At 67.5% G+C, this 18,766-nt stretch carries 13 protein-coding genes; 4 read left to right on the top strand and 9 right to left on the bottom strand.

Translation table 11 applies throughout. From position 1 onward, the window contains the following. The first annotated feature begins 178 nt into the window (after positions 1–178). Positions 179–1,285 (top strand): helix-turn-helix domain-containing protein, encoded by a 1,107-nt coding sequence (locus QQM72_RS09270; RefSeq protein ID WP_314220317.1) that lies wholly within the window; start codon positions 179–181, stop codon positions 1,283–1,285. After that, positions 1,282–1,887, top strand: a complete 606-nt coding sequence (locus QQM72_RS09265; RefSeq protein WP_314220316.1) for a hypothetical protein — start codon at positions 1,282–1,284, stop codon at positions 1,885–1,887. Before QQM72_RS09270 ends, QQM72_RS09265 begins: the two co-directional genes overlap by 4 nt. Before the next feature lie 101 nt (positions 1,888–1,988). Here QQM72_RS09265 and QQM72_RS09260 read toward each other — a convergent pair whose 3' ends face one another. Genes QQM72_RS09260 through QQM72_RS09245 form a run of 4 tightly spaced genes read right to left on the bottom strand, consistent with a single transcriptional unit; the run spans position 1,989 to position 9,898 of the window. Next, on the bottom strand, positions 1,989–3,050 hold the full coding sequence (locus tag QQM72_RS09260; RefSeq protein WP_314220315.1) for a Wadjet anti-phage system protein JetD domain-containing protein: 1,062 nt from the start codon (positions 3,048–3,050) through the stop codon (positions 1,989–1,991). Then, positions 3,047–7,504 (bottom strand): coiled-coil domain-containing protein, encoded by a 4,458-nt coding sequence (locus QQM72_RS09255; protein WP_314220314.1) that lies wholly within the window; start codon positions 7,502–7,504, stop codon positions 3,047–3,049. The genes QQM72_RS09260 and QQM72_RS09255 overlap by 4 nt, the downstream gene beginning before the upstream one ends. Before the next feature lie 25 nt (positions 7,505–7,529). Continuing rightward, positions 7,530–8,345, bottom strand: a complete 816-nt coding sequence (locus tag QQM72_RS09250; RefSeq protein WP_314220313.1) for a hypothetical protein — start codon at positions 8,343–8,345, stop codon at positions 7,530–7,532. Further along, entirely contained in the window at positions 8,342–9,898 is a 1,557-nt protein-coding gene (locus QQM72_RS09245) for a hypothetical protein (RefSeq protein ID WP_314220312.1), read from the bottom strand. The genes QQM72_RS09250 and QQM72_RS09245 overlap by 4 nt, the downstream gene beginning before the upstream one ends. Before the next feature lie 652 nt (positions 9,899–10,550). Here QQM72_RS09245 and QQM72_RS09240 point away from each other — a divergent pair. After that, positions 10,551–11,003 carry an NUDIX domain-containing protein gene (locus QQM72_RS09240; RefSeq protein WP_314220311.1) on the top strand — a complete coding sequence of 151 codons (453 nt, stop codon included), beginning with the start codon at positions 10,551–10,553 and terminating at the stop codon, positions 11,001–11,003. A 432-nt stretch (positions 11,004–11,435) separates the two neighbouring features. Continuing rightward, complete coding sequence (locus QQM72_RS09235; protein ID WP_314220310.1) at positions 11,436–12,332, top strand: DUF5655 domain-containing protein; 897 nt, start codon at positions 11,436–11,438, stop codon at positions 12,330–12,332. Positions 12,333–12,510: 178 nt separating this feature from the next. Here QQM72_RS09235 and QQM72_RS09230 read toward each other — a convergent pair whose 3' ends face one another. From QQM72_RS09230 to QQM72_RS09210, 5 genes are all read right to left on the bottom strand, one after another. Continuing rightward, positions 12,511–13,881, bottom strand: a complete 1,371-nt coding sequence (locus QQM72_RS09230) for a DUF317 domain-containing protein (protein WP_314220309.1) — start codon at positions 13,879–13,881, stop codon at positions 12,511–12,513. A gap of 65 nt (positions 13,882–13,946) precedes the next feature. Next, the gene (locus QQM72_RS09225) at positions 13,947–15,065 is read right to left on the bottom strand and encodes a DnaB-like helicase N-terminal domain-containing protein (protein WP_314220308.1); all 1,119 of its coding nucleotides are present in this window, start codon (positions 15,063–15,065) and stop codon (positions 13,947–13,949) included. Next, positions 15,065–16,336 carry a DNA cytosine methyltransferase gene (locus QQM72_RS09220; RefSeq protein ID WP_314220307.1) on the bottom strand — a complete coding sequence of 424 codons (1,272 nt, stop codon included), beginning with the start codon at positions 16,334–16,336 and terminating at the stop codon, positions 15,065–15,067. Before QQM72_RS09220 ends, QQM72_RS09225 begins: the two co-directional genes overlap by 1 nt. Then, on the bottom strand, positions 16,333–18,123 hold the full coding sequence (locus QQM72_RS09215) for a type IV secretory system conjugative DNA transfer family protein (RefSeq protein WP_314220306.1): 1,791 nt from the start codon (positions 18,121–18,123) through the stop codon (positions 16,333–16,335). Before QQM72_RS09215 ends, QQM72_RS09220 begins: the two co-directional genes overlap by 4 nt. 3 nt (positions 18,124–18,126) lie before the next feature. Then, a complete protein-coding gene (locus QQM72_RS09210) occupies positions 18,127–18,723 on the bottom strand; it encodes a DUF317 domain-containing protein (protein WP_314220305.1) in 597 nt (198 codons plus the stop codon). Positions 18,724–18,766 lie beyond the last annotated feature (43 nt).

The following is an 18,766-nucleotide window of genomic DNA, read 5'->3' as shown; positions in this document are numbered from 1 at the left end:
GGAGACGTTGGCAGCCACGGGCTCCTGGGACCGGGCTCCGCTCGATCTCGGGTCAATTGCGATGCGATCATCCAGTTGAAGCTGGTGTCTCCGGCTGGGGAGCAGTACAGGTTCGACACCTGGGGATCGTCTGCCATGCGCCTTGAGAACTGGGCAGATGGCGGACTACTGTCCACGGGTGTCCAGCATCTCCGATCGAGTGAGAAGCCTGATCGACCAGTCGGGCTTGAGCCTCCACGATTTCGCCGACCAGGCCGACCTCGACGCCGAGCAGTTCCGTGAGTGCCTCAGCGGCACGAGCCCCTTCTCAACTGTTGATCTCGCGGTCATTGCCGATGAATTCCACGTCTCCATGGACTGGCTGCTCACCGGAGCCGAGCCCCCACTGGCCGTGGCAGCGAGAACGACCACTGGAAAGGCGGCCGAGGCACTGGCAGCCGCTCGGGACTACGTTGCCCGACGCGCCGACCTGGACAAGCTCGGCTATACGCAGCCCTGGCGGCCCGTCTCCCCGGCAGCGCCTGCTGGCAGCACCTACGCTGCCCAGGGAGAGGCGCTGGCGAAATCAGCTCGGAGGGCGGTAGAGCTCCAGGGACGATTGGTGGTCCAGGGCGGCCTGCCGGAACTGATCGAGTCGGTCTTCGGGGCCGATGTGGCTGTCGAGCCGCTGGGCGACGGTTTTGACGGCCTCGCTGCCACGGGCCAAGGTGCCAAGCTCATCCTCTTGACTACGACATCTAACTCGGCACGTCAGCGCTTCACTCTCGCGCACGAACTTGGGCACCTTCTCGCCGACGACGACCAGGACGTCCACCTCGATCGCGATATCTTCGAACGGGCCCAGAAGATGGACCCGAGCGAGCAGCGAGCCAACGCCTTCGCTTCCGTCTTCCTCTTGCCCGAGCAAACGCTGCGCGAAGCAGTCGGTGCGGTGAAATTGACCCGGGAAAGCTTTGCCGCGCTCTGCTGCGACTTCATGGTCAGCCCTGCGACCCTGGCCTACAGACTGCTCACGCTTCGTGTGATCGACGCCGGCGCCTGCGACTACTACAAGCGCATGACCGTGCGCGAGGCCGCAGTCGTCGCTGACCGCGTGGAAGAACTCGACCGGCAAGTCGCGGTCTCGCAGGAGAAAAGGCTCCCCGGACTTCTTGTACGCGACACGCGCGCTGCCTATGAGGCCGGCAAGGCGACCTTGCGTCCGTACGCGTCGCTACTCGGGGTTGATGTCGACGAGCTCAGAGACCAGTTAGCGTCCGAACAGGACAACGGCGGTACAGCATGAGCGACTTCCTGTTCCCGGACAACACCGTCCTGTGCAACTTCGCCGCCGTTGAACGCCTCGATCTGCTCCGCGCGGTCCTGGCCGGCCGCGGCAAGTGGACCGCGGCTGTGTCGCGGGAGGCCCGCAAATCGGCCGAACAGCTGCCCGCTCTTCACGATCTGAGGCAGCAGGGCTGGCTCGGCGAAGCAATCCGAGTAACGGCTCCGGATGACGTTGAGAACGTCGGGCACCTTCGCACAGCCGTGTTCGGCGGCCAAGCCGACCGTTACCTGCAGCACCTCGGCGAGGCCGAGACCTGCCACATCATCCAACGCTGGCCCCAGTTCTCCGGTGCATGGTGGATATCGGACGATAAATCCGCTCTGGAGTATGCGATTGGGCAGGGCATCATGACGGCGGAGACGCTCGACGTGATGCAGCTTGCCGTGAAAGCGGGATTCGTCACGGCGGAGGACGGCTTCGCCCTGATGCAGAAGATGCGCCAGCTGAACCGCTATCCGCGGCTTCCCCAGTCTGTCGCCGACCTCACCGTCCTCCCATGGTCGCTCGCTGAACTCTTACCTGGTCAGAGTGACGACGAAGCTACCGCGCACACCACGTAAAAACTGCCTCCCCAGTCCGTAGGACGGCCCCTGCGCAAGGAGGCAGGCCCATGCGAAACCCCACCAGGAGAGTCACGGCGAACAATTGCCGAGGGGGAGGCTCACCATCGCCAGTCTGAATCGACGCTGAGTTCGTTCCGGTTGGTTGCTTCCTGCGCGATGCGTTGCCCTTTGGTCAGCAGGACGTGCGCTGCCTGCCGGAGTTCCTCGGGGAGCCATGCCGTCAGGCTGTGGGACCGGTCGTTGGCGATGATGTCGCCGGCGTTGGGTTCGCGGGCGAGCAACAGGCGGTACAGCCCCGTCGCCGGTTCGATAGGTGGCAGTCCATGCTGGACGCCGTTGATTGAGGCTCTGGCTGGGATGGCGATGCCTTCAGCGTCGAGGTCGCCGTAATAGACGATGCGATGGATGCCAGGGAGCTCAGCGATGTTTTCTACGGATGCTTCGAAGGCTCTTCCGGAGCCGAAGGCGATGTATCCGATGGGGCCGGGGGCGGCCTTGAGTAGGTTGTGCAAGGTGGCGTAGGTGTCGCTGTTTTCCACTACGAGCATGGTGTCGCCGTCGCCGAGCCTGCGGTGGGCCAGCGGTGGCGGTTCGCGGTAGGTGGAGAGCTGTTCGAGGGTCAGTCTGCTGGGGGCGAAGAGTGCTCCGGTGATCAGGGTGTCGAGGCGCTTTTCGTGGCGGAAGATCTCGTGTGAGCGCTCGCGTAGGGGGAGGGGAGCGCGGCGGGCTGGTTGGTCGTGGGTATCCCGGAACCAGCGGTTGCAGGCGAGGAGGTCCTCGGTCTGGGACACGGTCAACCGGGCATCGTAGGCCCAGTTGAGCTCTGGCCGCCATGACGCATGCTGGCGTGGGGTGGCGGATTTCGCTGGCGGCGCGGTGGGGATCCGGAGCTGTTCCGGAAGGGCTGGGCGGCCGGCGTCCCATTTGGTGCGGGAGGTGGGCAGGTTGATGATGCCGTGTTCGGCGATTTCGTACAGGAGCGTGGCCAGCGTGCTGCGTGCGTTCTCGCCGCTGGCGGCGCCCGGTAGAGCGTCGCGGAATGCCTCGATGAGGGTGGCCCGGCCGACCGTGACGCGGTCGGTGCGGGCCTGGAGCGCGGCGCTGAGTTGTGCTGCTGCGGGGGAGAGCGGCACCTGGACTTGTCCCGTGGGGGAGGTCATTGAGCGTCGCCCTGCTTCCTGTACAGCCGGGCGGAGGTGAGGACACCGACGGGTTCGGGGACGTCTTGGTCTGGGGTGATACGGGGGGCGGGGACAAGAGCGTTGCGTACCTGTTCAGCGAGCCGGATGAGGGAGAGGCCGCTTCGGGCCTCGGCGTCGTTGCGGAGCTGGATGCGCATGGGGAACCGCGAGATGACGTCCTCGTCACTCAGTCCGGTGGTGTAGATCAGCTGGATTCCGAGGGCGGCGGCCATCTCCATCTGGATGTCGACGAGGTACCCGGCGTTGGCCCGGCCGATGGGGTTGTCGAGCAGGAGCAGTCCGCCGTTGCGGGTGCGGCTGCGAGGTCCGGGTGAAGTACGGAGTGCGGCGAGTGCGCAGTACAGGAGGATGGCCCCGGTCAGTTCCTGGCCACCGGAGAAGACGCGGCTCATTTCCTCGACGGGGACGCGGTCCAGGCGTTGGGAGGCGTTGGGCTTCATGACCTCGGCGGTGAATCCGCGGGGGACGGCTGCTACGAGGCAGCGCATGACGACGTCGATGCCCTTGAGCTTGCGAGTGCGTTGATTGCCGGCCAGTGCATCGACGGATTCGTGCATCTGGGCGGCTAGGGCAGTGAGATCCGGTTTCTTGTAGCGGATGTTGAGGAATTTCTGTCCGGACCAGGGAGCGTCCCCCTCAGGGAAGGCGGAGAAGCGACTGGCCTGGTCGAGGCGCTGCAAAAGGTCGGTGACGTGGCCGCTGAGTTGTGAGGCGAGGGCCTCGCGGGCCTTGGCCATGCCTTCGAGATCTGAGTTCAGGGCTGCGATGCGAGAGGTCAGTGCATCGGTCCAGGTGGCAGCCATTGCTGGGATGTCGCGGCTGTCCAGGGCGGAGATCTGCGTACGCAGCGGGATGTCGAGTCCTTCGAATCGGACATCGGCGGGTACTTCTTTGAGCCGGCTGACGCTTCCTTCCAGGCTTCGCTCTGTCTGGCGGGCTGCGTCCCGGCACGTGGTGTGTGCGGCTGTCACCTGTCGAGCGGCGAATGCGGCTGCTTCCGCAGTGCCGTCGTAGGGCTCCCGGTCCGAAGGAATGGCTAGGCCGTGGACAGCGGTTTCGAGCATCGGCAGGACACGGTCGAATGCCGCAAGCTCCTTGGTGGAACTGGCCTGATCGCGGCGGGCGGTGTTGAAGGCTGCGGCGGCAAGACGTTCCTTGTCCTGAGCCGTGTCGAGTTCGCCCGTGGCCCGGGCCTCCAGCTCGCGGGCCTCAGTAACGGTGGTCGGCGTCCAGGCTGCGGCGTCTTCGTCGTTCAGCGAGACTGCCGGGGTGAGATGCTTGGAGCGCTCCGCAAGACGGCTTGACTGATCCCGAAGTCGCTGAAGGGCCACGTCGCAGGAGTCGATCTTGGCGGTGAGGGCGCGCAGAATGGCGTCGCGCTGAACGGGGTCACCGGCCTGTCCATCGCGACTGTGGGCCATGGCCAGACCCCGTACCTGTTCGGGGACTTTGTTCCATTCCTCCTGGCTGACGAGCAGAGCCTTCTGCGCGGCCGTGGCGCGCACTTGCTGGTCCTCGCCGACCTCAACGCCCCTCAGTTCGTCCTGCGCTTGCTGATAGCGATGCTGGAGAGAGGGGAGGGGCAACACGGTTGCGTTGGAGGTGCCGTGTGCCTGTTGCGCTTGGGACGTGCTGGTGATCTCTTCGCGCGCCCGGGCGTATCGGTCTGCGGCCTGCTCGGCTGATTCGATGGCGCGCGCGAGATACAGGATCTCCTCACCCGCCTGGTCGATCTGGCCCGCCAGCAACTCGAGTTCGTTGGTGCGGGCGGCCCTCTCGCCGGCAAGGGCCTTGATACGGGCCCGTGCTTGGTCGGCAGCGGTCTCCTCCTCCGCCAGGCGAGCCAGATCCTCGGCGATCCTCTGCGCGGTCTCAAGACCTTCGGTACGGCGTTCGCATTCCTCCTCCGCGACCTCCAGCGCAGTCTCCTGCTCACCTGCTGCGGTGCGGGCTGCGGCCAGTGCGGTCTCGGCCTCTTCAGCAGAGGTCTCCAGCAGTTCCAGCTGGCCAAGCAGGTCGGACACAGGCCGCATACCGCAGGCATCACGCCAGTTCGCGATCTGGCGCAGAAGGTCTCGTACAGCGGTGATGCGCTGTCCGAGCAAGTTCAACTCGCGGGTGACCTCGGTGATGCGGGCGTCGACCGCCGCGCGCTCGTGTGCGGCGGCTTCTTCGTCGTGGAGGGCGGGGGTAGGTTCGACTACGAATCGTCCGCCATCGGACGCTGCCTGGGTGCTCAGCATCCGTTCTCCGGTGCCGACCGTGACGGCCGCGGAGGGCAGGGGGCGAAGGCGCTCCACAATGCTCTGGGCTGTGTCCAAGCCGTCGAGACCGCCCACGATGATCCCGCCGACCAGGTCGGGGTGTGTACTGATGACCTGCTGGCGCTCCGTGGTCGGGACGTTGTCGCGCATCCACTGCCAGCCGGGCACCGCGTGGATCCCGTGGTCCGACAGTTGGCCGCACAGGTCGCGTACCTCTTCGGCGGCAGGCAGCAGGCCCTCGCTGGTGTCGAGGAGGGAGAGGAGATCCTGATCGTTCTGCAGGTCGATGTGCTTGCGTGTCAGTGCGGTCTGGAGGCCGCCGGTGCGACGCTCGGCGAGCTGGTGCAGGGCGCCGACATGGTCACCCAGCCAGCGCAATGCGTCGCCGGCGCCAAGCTCGTCGCTGTTGGCTTCCAATAGCTCGGCACACAGCGGGTTGCTGCGGATGGCTACAGCCTGAGCTCGCAGTTGGCTGGTCTCCTCGTCCGCTGCCGTCGCGGCCGCACGCGCGGACCAGGCCAGTGCTTGTTGCTCCGCCAGTGCGGTGTGGGCGCGGTCCCGTTCGGTTCGGACGCTCTTGCGGACCTGGTCGGCTTCACGCAGCAGCTGCTTGCTGTGGCGTGCGTGATCCTGGGTGCGGGCGGCGGCATCGGCGGCGCTTTCTTGCGGGGCAAGGAGATCACGTTCCCGGGCGGCGTTCAGGCGTAATGCGAAGGCGTCGGTCTGCTTCTGGAGGGTGCGGGTCTCCTCCTGGGCAGCGCCTGCCGCAGTGAGTAGCTTGTTGCTGCGGGTACGCCATTGTTCGATCTGCTTCTGCGTCTCGGCTGTGGTGTCTTTGTGCGTGCGGATCGTGTCGCGGGCCTCTTTCTCTGCCCGGGTATAGCCCGCGCGCAGCGCTGCTGCTGCGGCGTCGAGGGCTTGGACGAAGGGGGCGGCGGTTAGTTCGGCCTGGACGAGGGCCCGCTGGGCACGGTTGTTGTTGTCCAGTGCCTGTGTGTGACGCAGCGCGATCGGGACGCTCGCCCACGCCGTCCTCTCATCTTGTGCCTGTTGCCTGTTCTTCTGGGTTTCCTGCACTTGGGCGGTGATCTCGTCCAGTTCGAGGGTGTGGGAACACGCCTGTACGTGCTGGGCGCGGGAGTGGGCGAGTTCGCTGGTGCGCTTCGCGGCTTCCAGCGCGCGGTGCGTGTCCTTGAGGGTGGTGTTTCTCTCGGCCTCGGTGGCGGTGAGGGCGGCGTGACGTGCCCGGATCGCGGAGGTGAGGTGAACGAGGTCCTTTTCCGCGTTCTTGGCTGCACCGGCGTGCCGGTTGAGCGTGTCGTGGAGGCTGGCGACGTCCTCGCACGCGTGCTGCATCTCCACCGCGAACTGCCGCTCCCTTTCCCACAGGGCGCGTTCGTCGTGTGCAGCGGCATAACCGTGGAAGGCCGTGCCCAGTTCGGTGTACCGGTCATCGTCTGTGGCCTTGCGCAGCAGCCATTCGACGAAGGCGTCGGCGGTGTTGGTGGTGAAGGCTGCGGCGGCGTCGCTCTCCTTGGCGTTCATCCTGCGCTGCACGTCAAAGAGTTCGGGCTGCAGGCCGAGGCCGCGCTGGTGTTTCTCCCACTTCTCCTGGCCTTCGACGATGTGCAGTTCGAGCGCTTCCACTCGTTTTTCCCAGTCGCGCAGTTCGGTGCAGTAGTCCTCGTACGGAGTCCAGTGCCCTTGACGGTGGAAGGGAAGCCGGTCGGCGTCCAGGGCTGCAGAAGGGTGGAAGCTGTAGAAGCAGCGGTGCAGTTTGCCGTCGTGTTCGGGGGCCAGGACCTGTGCGGTGACCAGCAGGCGTCCGGTGCGGGCGTCGGCCCATTCGAGTACCACGTGCGACGGCTGGGCCATCGAAACGGTGAAGTTGCGTAGTGTCTCCAGATCGCTGTGACGGTAGGGGATGGTGGTGCAGGTGATGCCGGTCAGTAAGACGCCTTTGCCGCCGCCGTTCTGCAGCATCACCAGGCTGGCGGGTGCCGGGCGCTGGGCGACATGTCCGGCGTCGGGGATCAGCGAGGCGGTCTCCACTTCGGCGCCGACGCCGGAGAAGTCCAGGGGTACGTCTTCGTAGCGGGCATCTCGCGGCCCGAAGTTTCGCAGCAGGATGCGATTGAGCTCATACATGAAAGAGGTCCTTGCAGTAGGGCGGTCAGCTGAACAGGTCGGTTACCGGCGTGTTCTCGGTCGGCGACGGGGGGTCGTCCGGTGATGGCTGGTCGTGGTTGGGTGTGCCGTCCGTGGGGAGCGCTGCGACTCCCAGTGCTGCGAGTTCCTCCAGCATGTCCCGCGCGGCCTGGTCGCGGATCTGCAGTCGGTACTTGACGTTGGTGACATATGTGCTGGCGTCTTCGTCGCTGACCTTGCGTACGAAGCCGTGGCTCTCCAAATGCGCGAACGCCTTTTTCACCAGTGCTCTCGTCGAGGCTCGTGGGGCCCTGTCGGTCTGCGTCTTTCCCGTGGCGTTCCGGCGCAGGTAGGCCCGCCACAGTCCTTCCAGCCCCGGCTGATCGGAGGGTGGATCAACATCTGCGTCACTCTGTGCAAGGCGGCGTTCGATGGTCGACGCCAGGACCCGGACCTCTTCATCGACCTGCTTGACTGAGATCCGGCCGACATGCTCGTCATCGTCGAGGTCTTCGGGACGGGGGAAGACCATGGCGGCGATGGTCAGCTGGGCCAGCAGGTAAAGGGGGCGATCGGCGGTCTGCGGGACGAGGTCGGAGACGGACACCCCGAAGTCGGTCTCGGGCGTGGTGCCCAGGACCAACCCGGTCATGGGATGAACTTCCAGCACCGTCAGGTCGAATCCCTGGGCGACCTTGCGCACTACCTGCGCGAAGTCCGGCTCAGTGTCGAAGCGTTGGACGAGTCGGGCGTAGTCGCCAGAGCGAGCGGGCGCTTTGCGGCGGGCCATGGCGAAGGCGACCATCCGGGCAGCCTCGGCAGCATCCTCGTGACGGTTCATGCACTCTCCTGATCAAGCTGGTGGGCGTCAGGGCCTTGCGGGCGGCGCGGTGCTGGGAAAGTGGGCAGTGGCGCGTTCGTCTGTGACTCCTGCGAGGGACCGATGCCCCCGGTGCGGACCAGGAGGAAGTCGCTGCCGCCAAAGAGGACGTCATCCAGGACTGTGCCGTCGTCGACGGCCACCACGGCAGTTTCACCATCGACGAGTTGGCGCACCGGAATGAGCCGGAAGAGCTGCTGGGTGCGAAGCGTGAGCAACTCGTCGGTGCCTGATTCCGGTCCTGTGCCCGGGCCTGGTTGGCGTGTGGCCGCCAGCAGGGTCGAGAGCCGCACGCCCTGGTCCGTGATGGCAGCCAGCAGCCCGTCCACCGCGTAGTGTTGCTCTTCGCTGAAAGCGGGACGGGCGTCGATCTCCGACCAGTCGTACTCGTTCTGAACCGGCACCAGCTCCCCGCCGGCCTCCTCGGCGACCCTGGTGAGCCCTTCCAGAAAGTCGGGCAGGTACATCACACGAGGACGCACGGGCCCCATGACGGCACGAGTGAACGCCTCCAAGGGGCCCAAGCACGCGTTAAGTGAGAGTTCCAGCACCGGCTGAAGGAGCTGCTCATGTAGATGTACGCGGGTGTGAATCGCCGGAGCCACGAACACCTGACGGTCCTGTTGGCGCCGGAACTCCGGACCGACCGTCATCAGCATGTCAATCAGTACCGCGTGACGTTGCCAGCACTCGTGGATGAGCGCCTCCAGGTCTTGTAGCTGTCTGCGCTTGCGTTCATCGGCGGTGGCTTCCAGTAGTTGGTTGACCCGCTCCTTGTGCTTCGTCTCGGCCGCGGACCGGCTGCGCACGTGCTCCAAAGCCTCATCGACCGTGTCCCTGACTTCCGTGTCCCAGTCCACAGCCCGCACATTGCGCTTCATGGCTTCGATGCGCCCATGGATGTCCTTGGCGTACCGGACGCTCTGGATCCGTGCGTTGTGCGCGGCCTGCCACGCCTCGCTGATCCGTGAACGCTTGAGCAGAGCTTCCAGCTTGGCTTCGGCGGCGATCTGTTCCGAGGCAATATCGACGTCGATCGCATGCACCAGCACGGTGATCGCCGCGTCCGTGGCGATGAGAGCTGCCTGCCCCACGTGGTCAGGGACTTCCTTGAGGATCTGGAAAGATGCCTCGCGCGTCTCGAACTTGTTGTCTGTCACGTACCCGACGTCGTGACGGAAAGCGCGGTCGCGTTCTTCGGTGTTGATCAGCCGCTCGGTCACCCAGCGGGCGACTGCCCGGTACTCCTCCCCAGGCCGGCCTGGCTGCTGCAGTGCGGCGAACTCGGCCACGTGTTCCACGACCGTCTCCTGCCGCACGGCTGTCCGCATGTCGGTGCGCAGCGTTACGAAGTCAATCGCGGCCAAGGCCAGTTCAGCCATGCGGTACGGGTCCCACCCGCGCTCCTTCTTGGCCTTGCTGGCATCCAAGGCCAGCACCGGATAGACCACCGCTAGGGCTCGCATCCGCGACGTGATGCTTTCGTAGATTGCGGACGGCTCTTCAAAGATCACCAGGTCTTCCCCCAATTCCCGGTCTCGCGTTGTGATTTCAAGCTAGGACACGGCACTGACAATCACTCAGAATCCGAACTGGTGCGCTATTTATGGATGCGGTGAGGGGCAGCCTGCGATGGCTGGCGTGCCGCTCTCGGGTGACCGTTCCCAGTTCGTGTGGCCGCCATGGCGGCGGATGGGGGCAGATAACAGCTGCTGGCGCGAAAGTTATGGCTCAAAGACGTTTCCCTGATCTCCTGCTGAGGTGGAGGTCCTTGGCGTCCGATGGTGTTGTGCCGGGGCCGTGCCTCATCCCGGGGCCGATCGCTCCGAAGGTTCGGTAGCGATTGGATGGTGAGGAAGTGGGCGCAGGGTCCTGTCCGGTGAGGCGTTTCTTGCGGATCGGCCGGGGCGGTCTATGCGTGGGAAGGCTGGGCATCCCGGCAAGGGGCAGTATTCGAGTCAAGGGCCCATGACCATGGCGAGGGCTGGTCATGAAGAGCGACCACCGGGCGTTAACGCCGCGAAATATTGAGGCGCATCGTTCGGCTTCTGGTGCAGACTGGCCGAGCTTATGAGCTGGGTGTATCGCTCCCACGCTTTGAGATCGTTTGGAGGAAGGCGATTGACTGAGTCCGATCAGTCGGCGGCCCGGTGGAAGAGTGAACCGATGACGACGCGGCTCATCGCTGCTGTTCTCGTCACGGATCCTGACAACGGCAGACTCCTCATCCTGCGGCGGAGCAGCCACTTGGATTTCGCGCCTGGCGAATGGGACGTCCCCAGCGGGAAGGGCGAACCCCGGGAACCGATTACCGCGACTGCGGTACGAGAACTGAAGGAGGAGACGGGCGTCGTCGTCGCCGAGACGGACCTGCGCCTCGTCCACGTCGTCCATGGCTGCTGGGGAGCGGAAGCCCCAGGGATGTTCATGGCCCTGGTCTTCCACACCGACCAGTGGAGTGGTACTCCCCGCAATACGGAGCCGCACAAGCACGACACCATCGCCTGGGTGCCTCCGGACGACCTTCCGCAACCCTTTACACACACCACCCTGGTCGCGGTCAAGCGGTACTTGGACGGGGGCCCGATCCTCTCGTTGGACGGCTGGCCAGAGGGCTGATGACGGTCAGTCCGGGCAGCTGCCGCGGGGCCGTCGTCCAAAGTTGTGAAGCTCAGCAATGAGCCGCGCGGCCTCCTTCCTGGCCGGCTCCAGCCGGGGGCCCCTGGGTGCACGTGTGGCCCTGCGACCTTCGCGCAGAAGAACAGCGCCATCGGCCGGCCGGCCCTGCTCTCCAGGTCCGGCCTGCACTCGCTCCGCACCCGTTCCGCCAACGGAATGGCCCCATAGCGCTGCCGCGGCCAGCCCTCGTGGCGCCATGCCCCAGAGCTTCCTAATGCTGTCCCCTGGGGCGCGGGGGACGCATGGGGGAACCGTAAATTCCCGGTGACCGAGAGAGGCGAGCGCTCTCCGGCCGGGACGCCTCCGCAGCCTCTCGCGGAAACAATTCCGCACCTCACCGGCGTTGGTGATCTCCGAGTCGAGGAGAGGAAGGTGTCGGGCCTGAAGCTGTTCCGCACGAACACGACGAATAGCGGCATGACCGAGGTCACGCCGCGTCTTGCTGAGGCCGAGGCAGATGTGCAAGGTCTCGTCGAGGCGCACATGGAGACGTTGCTGGGTGTCCGGTTCCTGGCGAGCGAGTACGGCACGGGGCCGGTTCACGGGGGCCGCATCGATTCGCTTGGGCTGGACGAGAACGGATCGCCGGTCATCGTCGAGTACAAGCGCGGTGTTGACGCCGGCGTCATCAACCAGGGCCTGTTCTACCTGGCGTGGCTGATGGACCATCGCGCCGAGTTCGAGCAGCTGGTCCGCGACCGGCTCGGGGTGACGGCCGCGGCCCAGGTCCTGTGGAGCGGACCGCGCCTGATCTGTATCGCCGGCGACTTCACGCGCTACGACGTGCATGCCGTGCGCGAGCACCGGAGGTCGATCGATCTGGTCCGCTACCGACTCTTCGGCAGCGACCTGCTTGGCCTTGAGACCGTGGCGTCCGTGAGCGGCGGCATGCAGGTAGCACGCCGGCCGCGCCGCCAGGCGGTTGCCAGGGCGGCGGCCGGCGCCGGGGGCGCGTCGATGGTGGAGCTGGCGAACGCTGTCGACGAGGTACTGCTCGGGCTCGGGGACGGTGTGAACCGCGTCGAGCGTAAGACCTACCGGGCCTATCAGCGGCTGCGGAACTTCGCCTGCCTCTGCCCGCCGCAGCGCAGCAAGCTGCTGGTCTACCTGAAGGTCGATCCGCAGGACGTCGACCTCGTTCCGGGTTTCACCCGTGACGTGTCCGGTCTCGGTCACCACGGGACGGGTGATCTGGAGGTGCAGCTGCGTACGCCGCGAGACGTGGAGCGGGCGCAGGATTTGTTCCGGGCCAGCTACGCGGCGGCGTGATCGTCTGTCGGCCTATGGCTGCTCTGTGGCAGTGGGGTGGCCCCTTTCGATGACCGTGGGGCGGCCCCTTTCGACGTGCGAGTAGGGCGTGGCGGTGGACTACCAATGATGTGCGGGATCGCCGGTTGGGCTAATCGGCGATCCCGCGTTATGGTGCCCCGCTCTTGCGTGCTGACGATCAGCGTGTACGGCTGGCAGCGGGGGTGGCCGCGACCGCGGGGGTGACCGGCGGGCTGGTGACGAGGCTCGTTCTGCGTTCGGGGGTTCCGGTCTGTGGGTGGCGAGTGCCGGTTTTGTGGGCGAGGGCCTCGGAGAGATCGGCCAGCAGCGAACTCGGGGTGTGTGGGGACGCGATGACGGCCCAGGTGGGCCGGTCAGGGCCGCGACCGGCCCAGACGGTCCAGGTGGCCAGGTTGTGGCTCGGGTGCTGGGCGGTGAAGGCGTCGAACTGGACGCCCGCGTCCCCGGTGGGGGACCTCCAGCGGATCCATCGCCCGTCCACGGTGTGCTTCCATCCGGCGTCGGAGAGGGGCTGCGTGGCCACGGTGACCATCTTCTCGTCCACCGGGGCGCTGATGGCCGCGTCCCAGCCGGCGCCTTCGGCGAGGTGATTCAGCAGCTCCTCCAACATCGGGGCTGGGGTGGCGCCGGTCGCGGTGAGGACCCACATGCGGTCGGATACGGGTGTCTCGTAGGCGGCCACGGTCCACGCTGTTTCGTGAGCGGGCGTTTCGTGGACGCGCGCGATGCGCAGGGTCTGGGACTCGTGGATGGCGTGGGTCGTCTCGTCCGACCAAGTCCGCCACTTCTCCCATTCGCTGTGGGAGTCGATGAACGCGTCGAGGAGCGCGCCGTGGTCACCGGCATCGGCCAGGTAGGCCGGGACGGTCTCCGGCTCCGGACGGGCCGGTTCGGCCTTGACTGCGGTGAGGGAGAGCGGGGCGCGGGCCTCGGCAGCGGCGCGTTCGGTGTCGGTCAGGGGTGCCGGGCCGGGGCGCATCTCGGCGCCGTGGATCTTCTCGAAGGCGAGCAGGGCCCCAGCGGGTGAGTCGAAGGTGTCGGTGACCTGGCGCAGGTGGTCCTCGCCGTGGAGGTAGACGGACTTGCCGTTGCGGTGGAGGTAGGTGCCGACCGCGACGGTGGTGTGGCCGTCGTGGGCGTGGGCGTGGATGAGGAGCTGGCCGTGGCGGATGTCGTCGTGGATCTTCTGCGCCTGATTGGAGACCTCGCGGATTTCGCTGCGGGTGCACCACGGCATTGGATAGTTCGCCCAGGTCCATTCCTCGTCCATGGCCTCTTGGAGCCGAGGGGTGATCTCCACGGTGGTGCCGTCGGCGGACAGGTGCTTGGCTGCGTCCTTGGCCCAGTAGGGCTCCTCGTGGTCGATGCGGACCAGGACCAGGAGGTTGTCGGCGACGACGGTCCAGTCGGCTGCCTCCAGACTCAGGTGGGCAACGTGGGCCTGGGTGCCGGTCAGGACGGCAGTCACGGCGCTGGCATGGGTGGGGTGGGTATCGAGGCGAACGTGGGCGTCGATGGTGGGAGTCACGTTGGGGTGTCGTCTCTTCTGCCGGTGGCCGGGCCTCGGGTCCGGCCACCGGCGTGTGCGGGGTGCTATCGGGTTGCTCGCGCGGCGCGGCCGGTGTACGCGGCCGTCGTTGTTGGCGGGCCGGCACGGGTGGTGGGAGCCGGTCGCGGTTGCGGCGTCGGGACCGTTCCGGTGGTGTGCTGCCAGCGGGTGTGGACGGCGCCGATGTCGGCGAGGGAGCGGCGGGCGCCGACGACGAGCTGGAACGGGGTGTTCGCCGTGTCGCTGGCGTACGCCTCGATGCGCCGTCCGGTGCGATCGGCGGTGGCCAGGAGGGAGCGCTGCAGTGCGCGCTCGCTCCAGTGCTCCACGGAACCGGCCGGTTCGGCCAGCAGGTGGAGCACCTCGCCCGGTTCGCTCTCGTCATCGAGCAGGCCGCGCTGTTGGGCCTCCCACAGGACGGTGACGGGGTCGACGGGCTCGCGGCGGCGCGCCAGGGCGGTCAGGCACTGCCACAGGCCGGCGTGCAAGGGCAGGGTGAGGTCGTCGGGTAGTAGCCACCGGACGGACTCGATGTCGGCGGGGTTGGCGGTGGCGGTCGCGAGCAGCATCTGCTCCTCCTCGACCGCCTCCGTGTAGTCGGGCGCGACGGGCGGCGATGGTGTCGCGGTGCGGGGCAGCACGCCTGCGCGCGGCGGGAAGCGGGCTGCGATGTCGTCCACGACCGCGGCGAGCGCGTCGGCCTCGGCGAGCACCGCCTGGACGGGGTGCGGGAGGGAGACATCGTGGACGGTCTGGACGAGGCGTTCGGCGGCCGTCTGCAGACGGCGGCGGGCATGTTCGGCCTCGACCATCCGCGCGTAGGCAGGCGCGTGGCGGGGCCGGGGGCAGACCTGGACGAGGGTGTGCAGGTACGAGGCGGTCAGTCCGCGCGCCTGCTCGCGTCCCGTGGCGAGCACGCGGTCGAGCCACTTGGTGTTCTTTGAGTGCTCGGCAGGGTCGGGCAGTGGCAGGGTGGTGATCGCGGCGTACAGGGCAGCGTGCGCGGCGGTGGAGAACGAGTCGGCGGCGATGCCGCTCACGTCGTCCAGGCGGTACGGGTCGAGGAGGAGGGCCCCGAGCAGGGCCTGCTCGACGTGGAACACCGGCTGGGGCTGTGCGATGGCGTCGAGGTCGTCTTCGTCGGGTTCGGGGGCGTGAGGCATCAGGCGGCGAGGGTGAAGTCGTCGGGGTCGAGGGTGACGCCGAGGTGCGGGGCGAGGAGGTGGCCGGCGAGCAGCGGGGGAACGGCGTTGCCGATCTGGGAGAATTGCTGGCCCTTATTACCGGCCCAGGGGTAGTCGGCGGGGAAGGTCTGCAGGAGGCCGGCCTCGCGGGCGGTGATCCGGATCGGCTCGGGAACGGCTGGCCCATCGGCTTCTTCGGCCGGCGGTGAGGCGGGTTCGGCGACCCATGTGCACTCGTTCGCGCGGTGCCCGAAAAACAGCGTGCCCGCCGGCTCGGACAGCGGACGGACAGTGGCGTTTGCCTGGTTGTTGCTACGCAGGGACCAGGACCAGCGGTGGGCCTCGGCGGTGAACGTCGGCGTCGGAGCGTCGGCGGCTCGGTTCTCGTGTGTGCCGTGCGGGGCCGCCCATCCGGCGCCTTCGGGGCAGGACTGCAGGACCACTCCGTCCGGCCGGGGCATCCAGGTGCCGCGCTCACGGGCGTCGGACAGCGTCTTGCGGGAGCCCGACGGGAACGGTTCGGGTCCGCCGCCGGGTCCACCGCCCGCGCAGACGGTGGGGACGGGCCGGTCGGTTGCGCCCCATCCCAGAGCCTCGGCCATGCTGACCCAGTGGGCGCGGCCGGGACCGAACAGCGACTCCGGTTCGGCCAGTTGGGAGTGTGTGGGGGTAGGAGGCTGCGCCGTACGGACGCGGGAGGCCAGGAGTATCGCCCGCTTCCTGGTCTGCGGGACGCCGAAGTCGGCCGCGTTGAGGATCCCGTACCAGACGGAGAACCCCCACTCGCGCAGGACGGCCGCGTACTGCTTCCACAAGGGCAGGACGTGAGGCACTTCCTCCATGGCGACCCAGTCGGGCTCGCCGACCGTGTTCAGGGCGTACAGATAGCGCATCGGCTCGGCTGCGAGCAGGGAGCGCTCGTCACGGCATGCGGCGAGGAGGCGTTCGCGGGAGTCGCGTCCGGCGGCCAGGTCCGCGACCGCCGCGTGCACCAGCGGCTGGTCGAGCAGGCCGAGGCGTTTGCCGGCCATGCTCCACGCCTGGCACGGAGGGGAAGCGGTCATTCCGCGTGTGCGGCCGATGAAGGGCCAGGTCGGATACTTTGCCACGTCGGTGCGAATGGTCAACTGCCCAGCCGCGGCCCGGGTCTTGCACGCCCACTCGTCCCATTCCAGCCCGATGTCGCGCACGCCGAAGACGTGCAGCGCCCTGCTCCAGCCGCCCGGCCCCGCGAAGAGGTCGAGTATCACGTGGCCAGCCCGAAGTCGGACTGTGTCGGCGCGTGCTTCGCGACGGCGCGGGCGGTGATCGCTTGCGATGCGCGGGCGGACGCCGCGGACAGTTCCTCAGCGCCAGGCTCCCGGTACCACGGCCGGAGGTCGAGCATGGCGGCGCGCATGCCGGTGGCGAAGCAGAGCGCGGTGCCCTTGGGCAGGGCGCGGATCGCGTCGGCGGGCAGGATCCGTTCCTGCCGCATCGACACTGACGTGCTCTTGCCGGACTCTGAGTGCGAGGTGGACGTGGTCTCCACGTCGTGGTCGCCGATCAGGCGGCTGAGCTTGTCCGCGAAGTCCGGGTCGTCAATACCGCTGCCGATCACCTTGACAGTCGAGGCGGACCACATGGCGTCCATGCCCGCGTCTCCCCAGACCTTCTGGCCTTGGCGGTAGGACTGAAGGATCGTGATCGGGATGATCCCGCGGCTGCCGAGGTGGGAGTACAGGTCCGGCAAGTCGCTGATCTTGCACACGTTGGCGGCCTCGTCGAGGATCGCCAGCATGGGCGGATCCAGGCGCCCGCCGGCACGTTCGGCCTGCGCGGTCGCGGCCCGCATCACGGAGTCCGCGCACGCGGCGATCAGCGCCGAGGCTCCGCCGCCACCGTCCTTGCTGAGTAGGAACAGCGTGTCGGTGGACGTGACGAACTGCTCCGGCCGGAATTCCGGGACGTCCTTCTGCGGCGTCACCCACGCGGCGATTTCCGCGTTCAGGAGCGCGGAGGCGTACTGCCGGGCTGTCTCGTAGATACCGTCCCTCGTTTCCGGGGGGCCTTCGACGGTGCCCTTGAGCTGAGCGGCGACGGCGGCGAAGTCGTGGTCGCGCAGGATGTCCAGCGGAGTGCGGTCGGCGGGGAAGGCGAGCCACTGCATGATGTCGGTGATGGGCCGCTCGTCGAGCGCCGCGGCCAAGAGCAGCTGGGACAAGATGTTGCTGCCGGCCTTCGACCAGAAGTCGCCCTGCTGGGAGGCGTCCACCGAGGCCGCGAGGAAGTGTCCGGCCAGACGATTCGCCCCGTCCAAGGTGGTCGCGCTGGCGAGAGGGTTCCACCACATCTCGCGGGCGGCATGTGCGATCTGCTGTGGATCCATGGTCCACACCGCCCCCACCCGGGCCCTTGCCTCGTAGGCGGTGGTGAAGGCGTCGCCGGCGGCCTTGTTCGACGTCAGCAGGACCGGGCCGGGTGCGCCGAGCATGGACGGGATGGCGAGCGAGGTGGTCTTGCCGGACCGGGGCGCCATGATCGCGACGGCGACGTCCTCGAACCCCATCCGTACCTCGTGGCGGCTGCCCTGCAGGTTGCCGAGAAGGATGCCGGTGTCCTTCGCGTCGATGTGCTTGCTGTCCTTCAGGCTGGGGCGCAGGGAGCGGGCTTTGTCGGTGATCGCCTTGGCCATCAGCGGCTCGATGTCCCGGGCCTTGGCCATGTCGGTGATCTTCTTCCGGCTGCCGCTTCGGTTGTTGTGCCGGGCCCACAGGACGCCAGCCCCTGCCCCGAGAGCGAGGAGCAGGAGAACGGGGACGATGCGGGCACCGATCAGCAGGGACGTTTCTCCTGCGTCGGACCAGACCTGCTCGGGGTGGAGCAGGGCGTTGGTCGGCTGGTAGGGGGCCCAGCTGGTGCCGGTGAGGTAGGCGGTGACGTTGCCGGACAGCCAGGCCAGGTGGGACAGGGGGACGACGACGGCGAGCACGCCGAGGAGGAGGCGCAGGACGAGGTCGTATCCGTCGGTGTTGCTGCTGGAGGAGGAAGGGGGCAAGGGCTACGTGCTTCCGGGCGGGGAGGGGATGGTCAGCGGCTGCGGCCGCGCCTGGGCGGCGCTTGCCCGAGAGGGGATCAGGGCCGTCGGCGTGGTGGTGTGCCGGGCAGCGGGGGAGTGGACGCGGTCTTCCAGCGCGCCGACGACGTACACGGCGAGCACGTCGGTGGCCTTGCGGGTGACGACGTTCGGGCCGAGGGCCGGCAGACTGCGCCCGCTGTCGGTGCGGTGCACCAGCTTCGGGTCAGCGAGCGCGACGGTGAACGAGGCGACGAGGTCTGGCGGGGTACGGGCGCTGAAGCGGGCCTGCCAGACCTTCTGGTGCGTGCCGAGGGGTGACGGTGACGAATCAGGCTTCCGGATCAGCCGGTGTTCCCAGCCGCTCGACGTACGCCGTCTTGTCGGGGGAAGCGAGGCCGTTGTCGCCGTACGGTGACCAGCCTGCCTGGCGGAGCGCTCCGTATGGGTCGTAAGGCGCGTCAGTGGCTCGGGCCGGTCCGACTCGGCTACGTGGTGCAGGGTCCACCACTGGTCGTCGGGGTCGGGCTCCAGGCGCAGGTGGGCCTTCTGGTCGGGGCTGGAGAGCAGGACGCGTGGCATCAGGGGGTCGTTGCCGTGGCTCCATCCGCAGGCACGGTGGAGG

Origin of the sequence: Streptomyces zaehneri, assembly GCF_032248645.1 — a bacterium.
Classification (GTDB): domain Bacteria; phylum Actinomycetota; class Actinomycetes; order Streptomycetales; family Streptomycetaceae; genus Streptomyces; species Streptomyces coriariae.
Note: the sequence above shows the minus strand (reverse complement) of the source record. Positions and strands in the feature narration are given on the sequence as shown.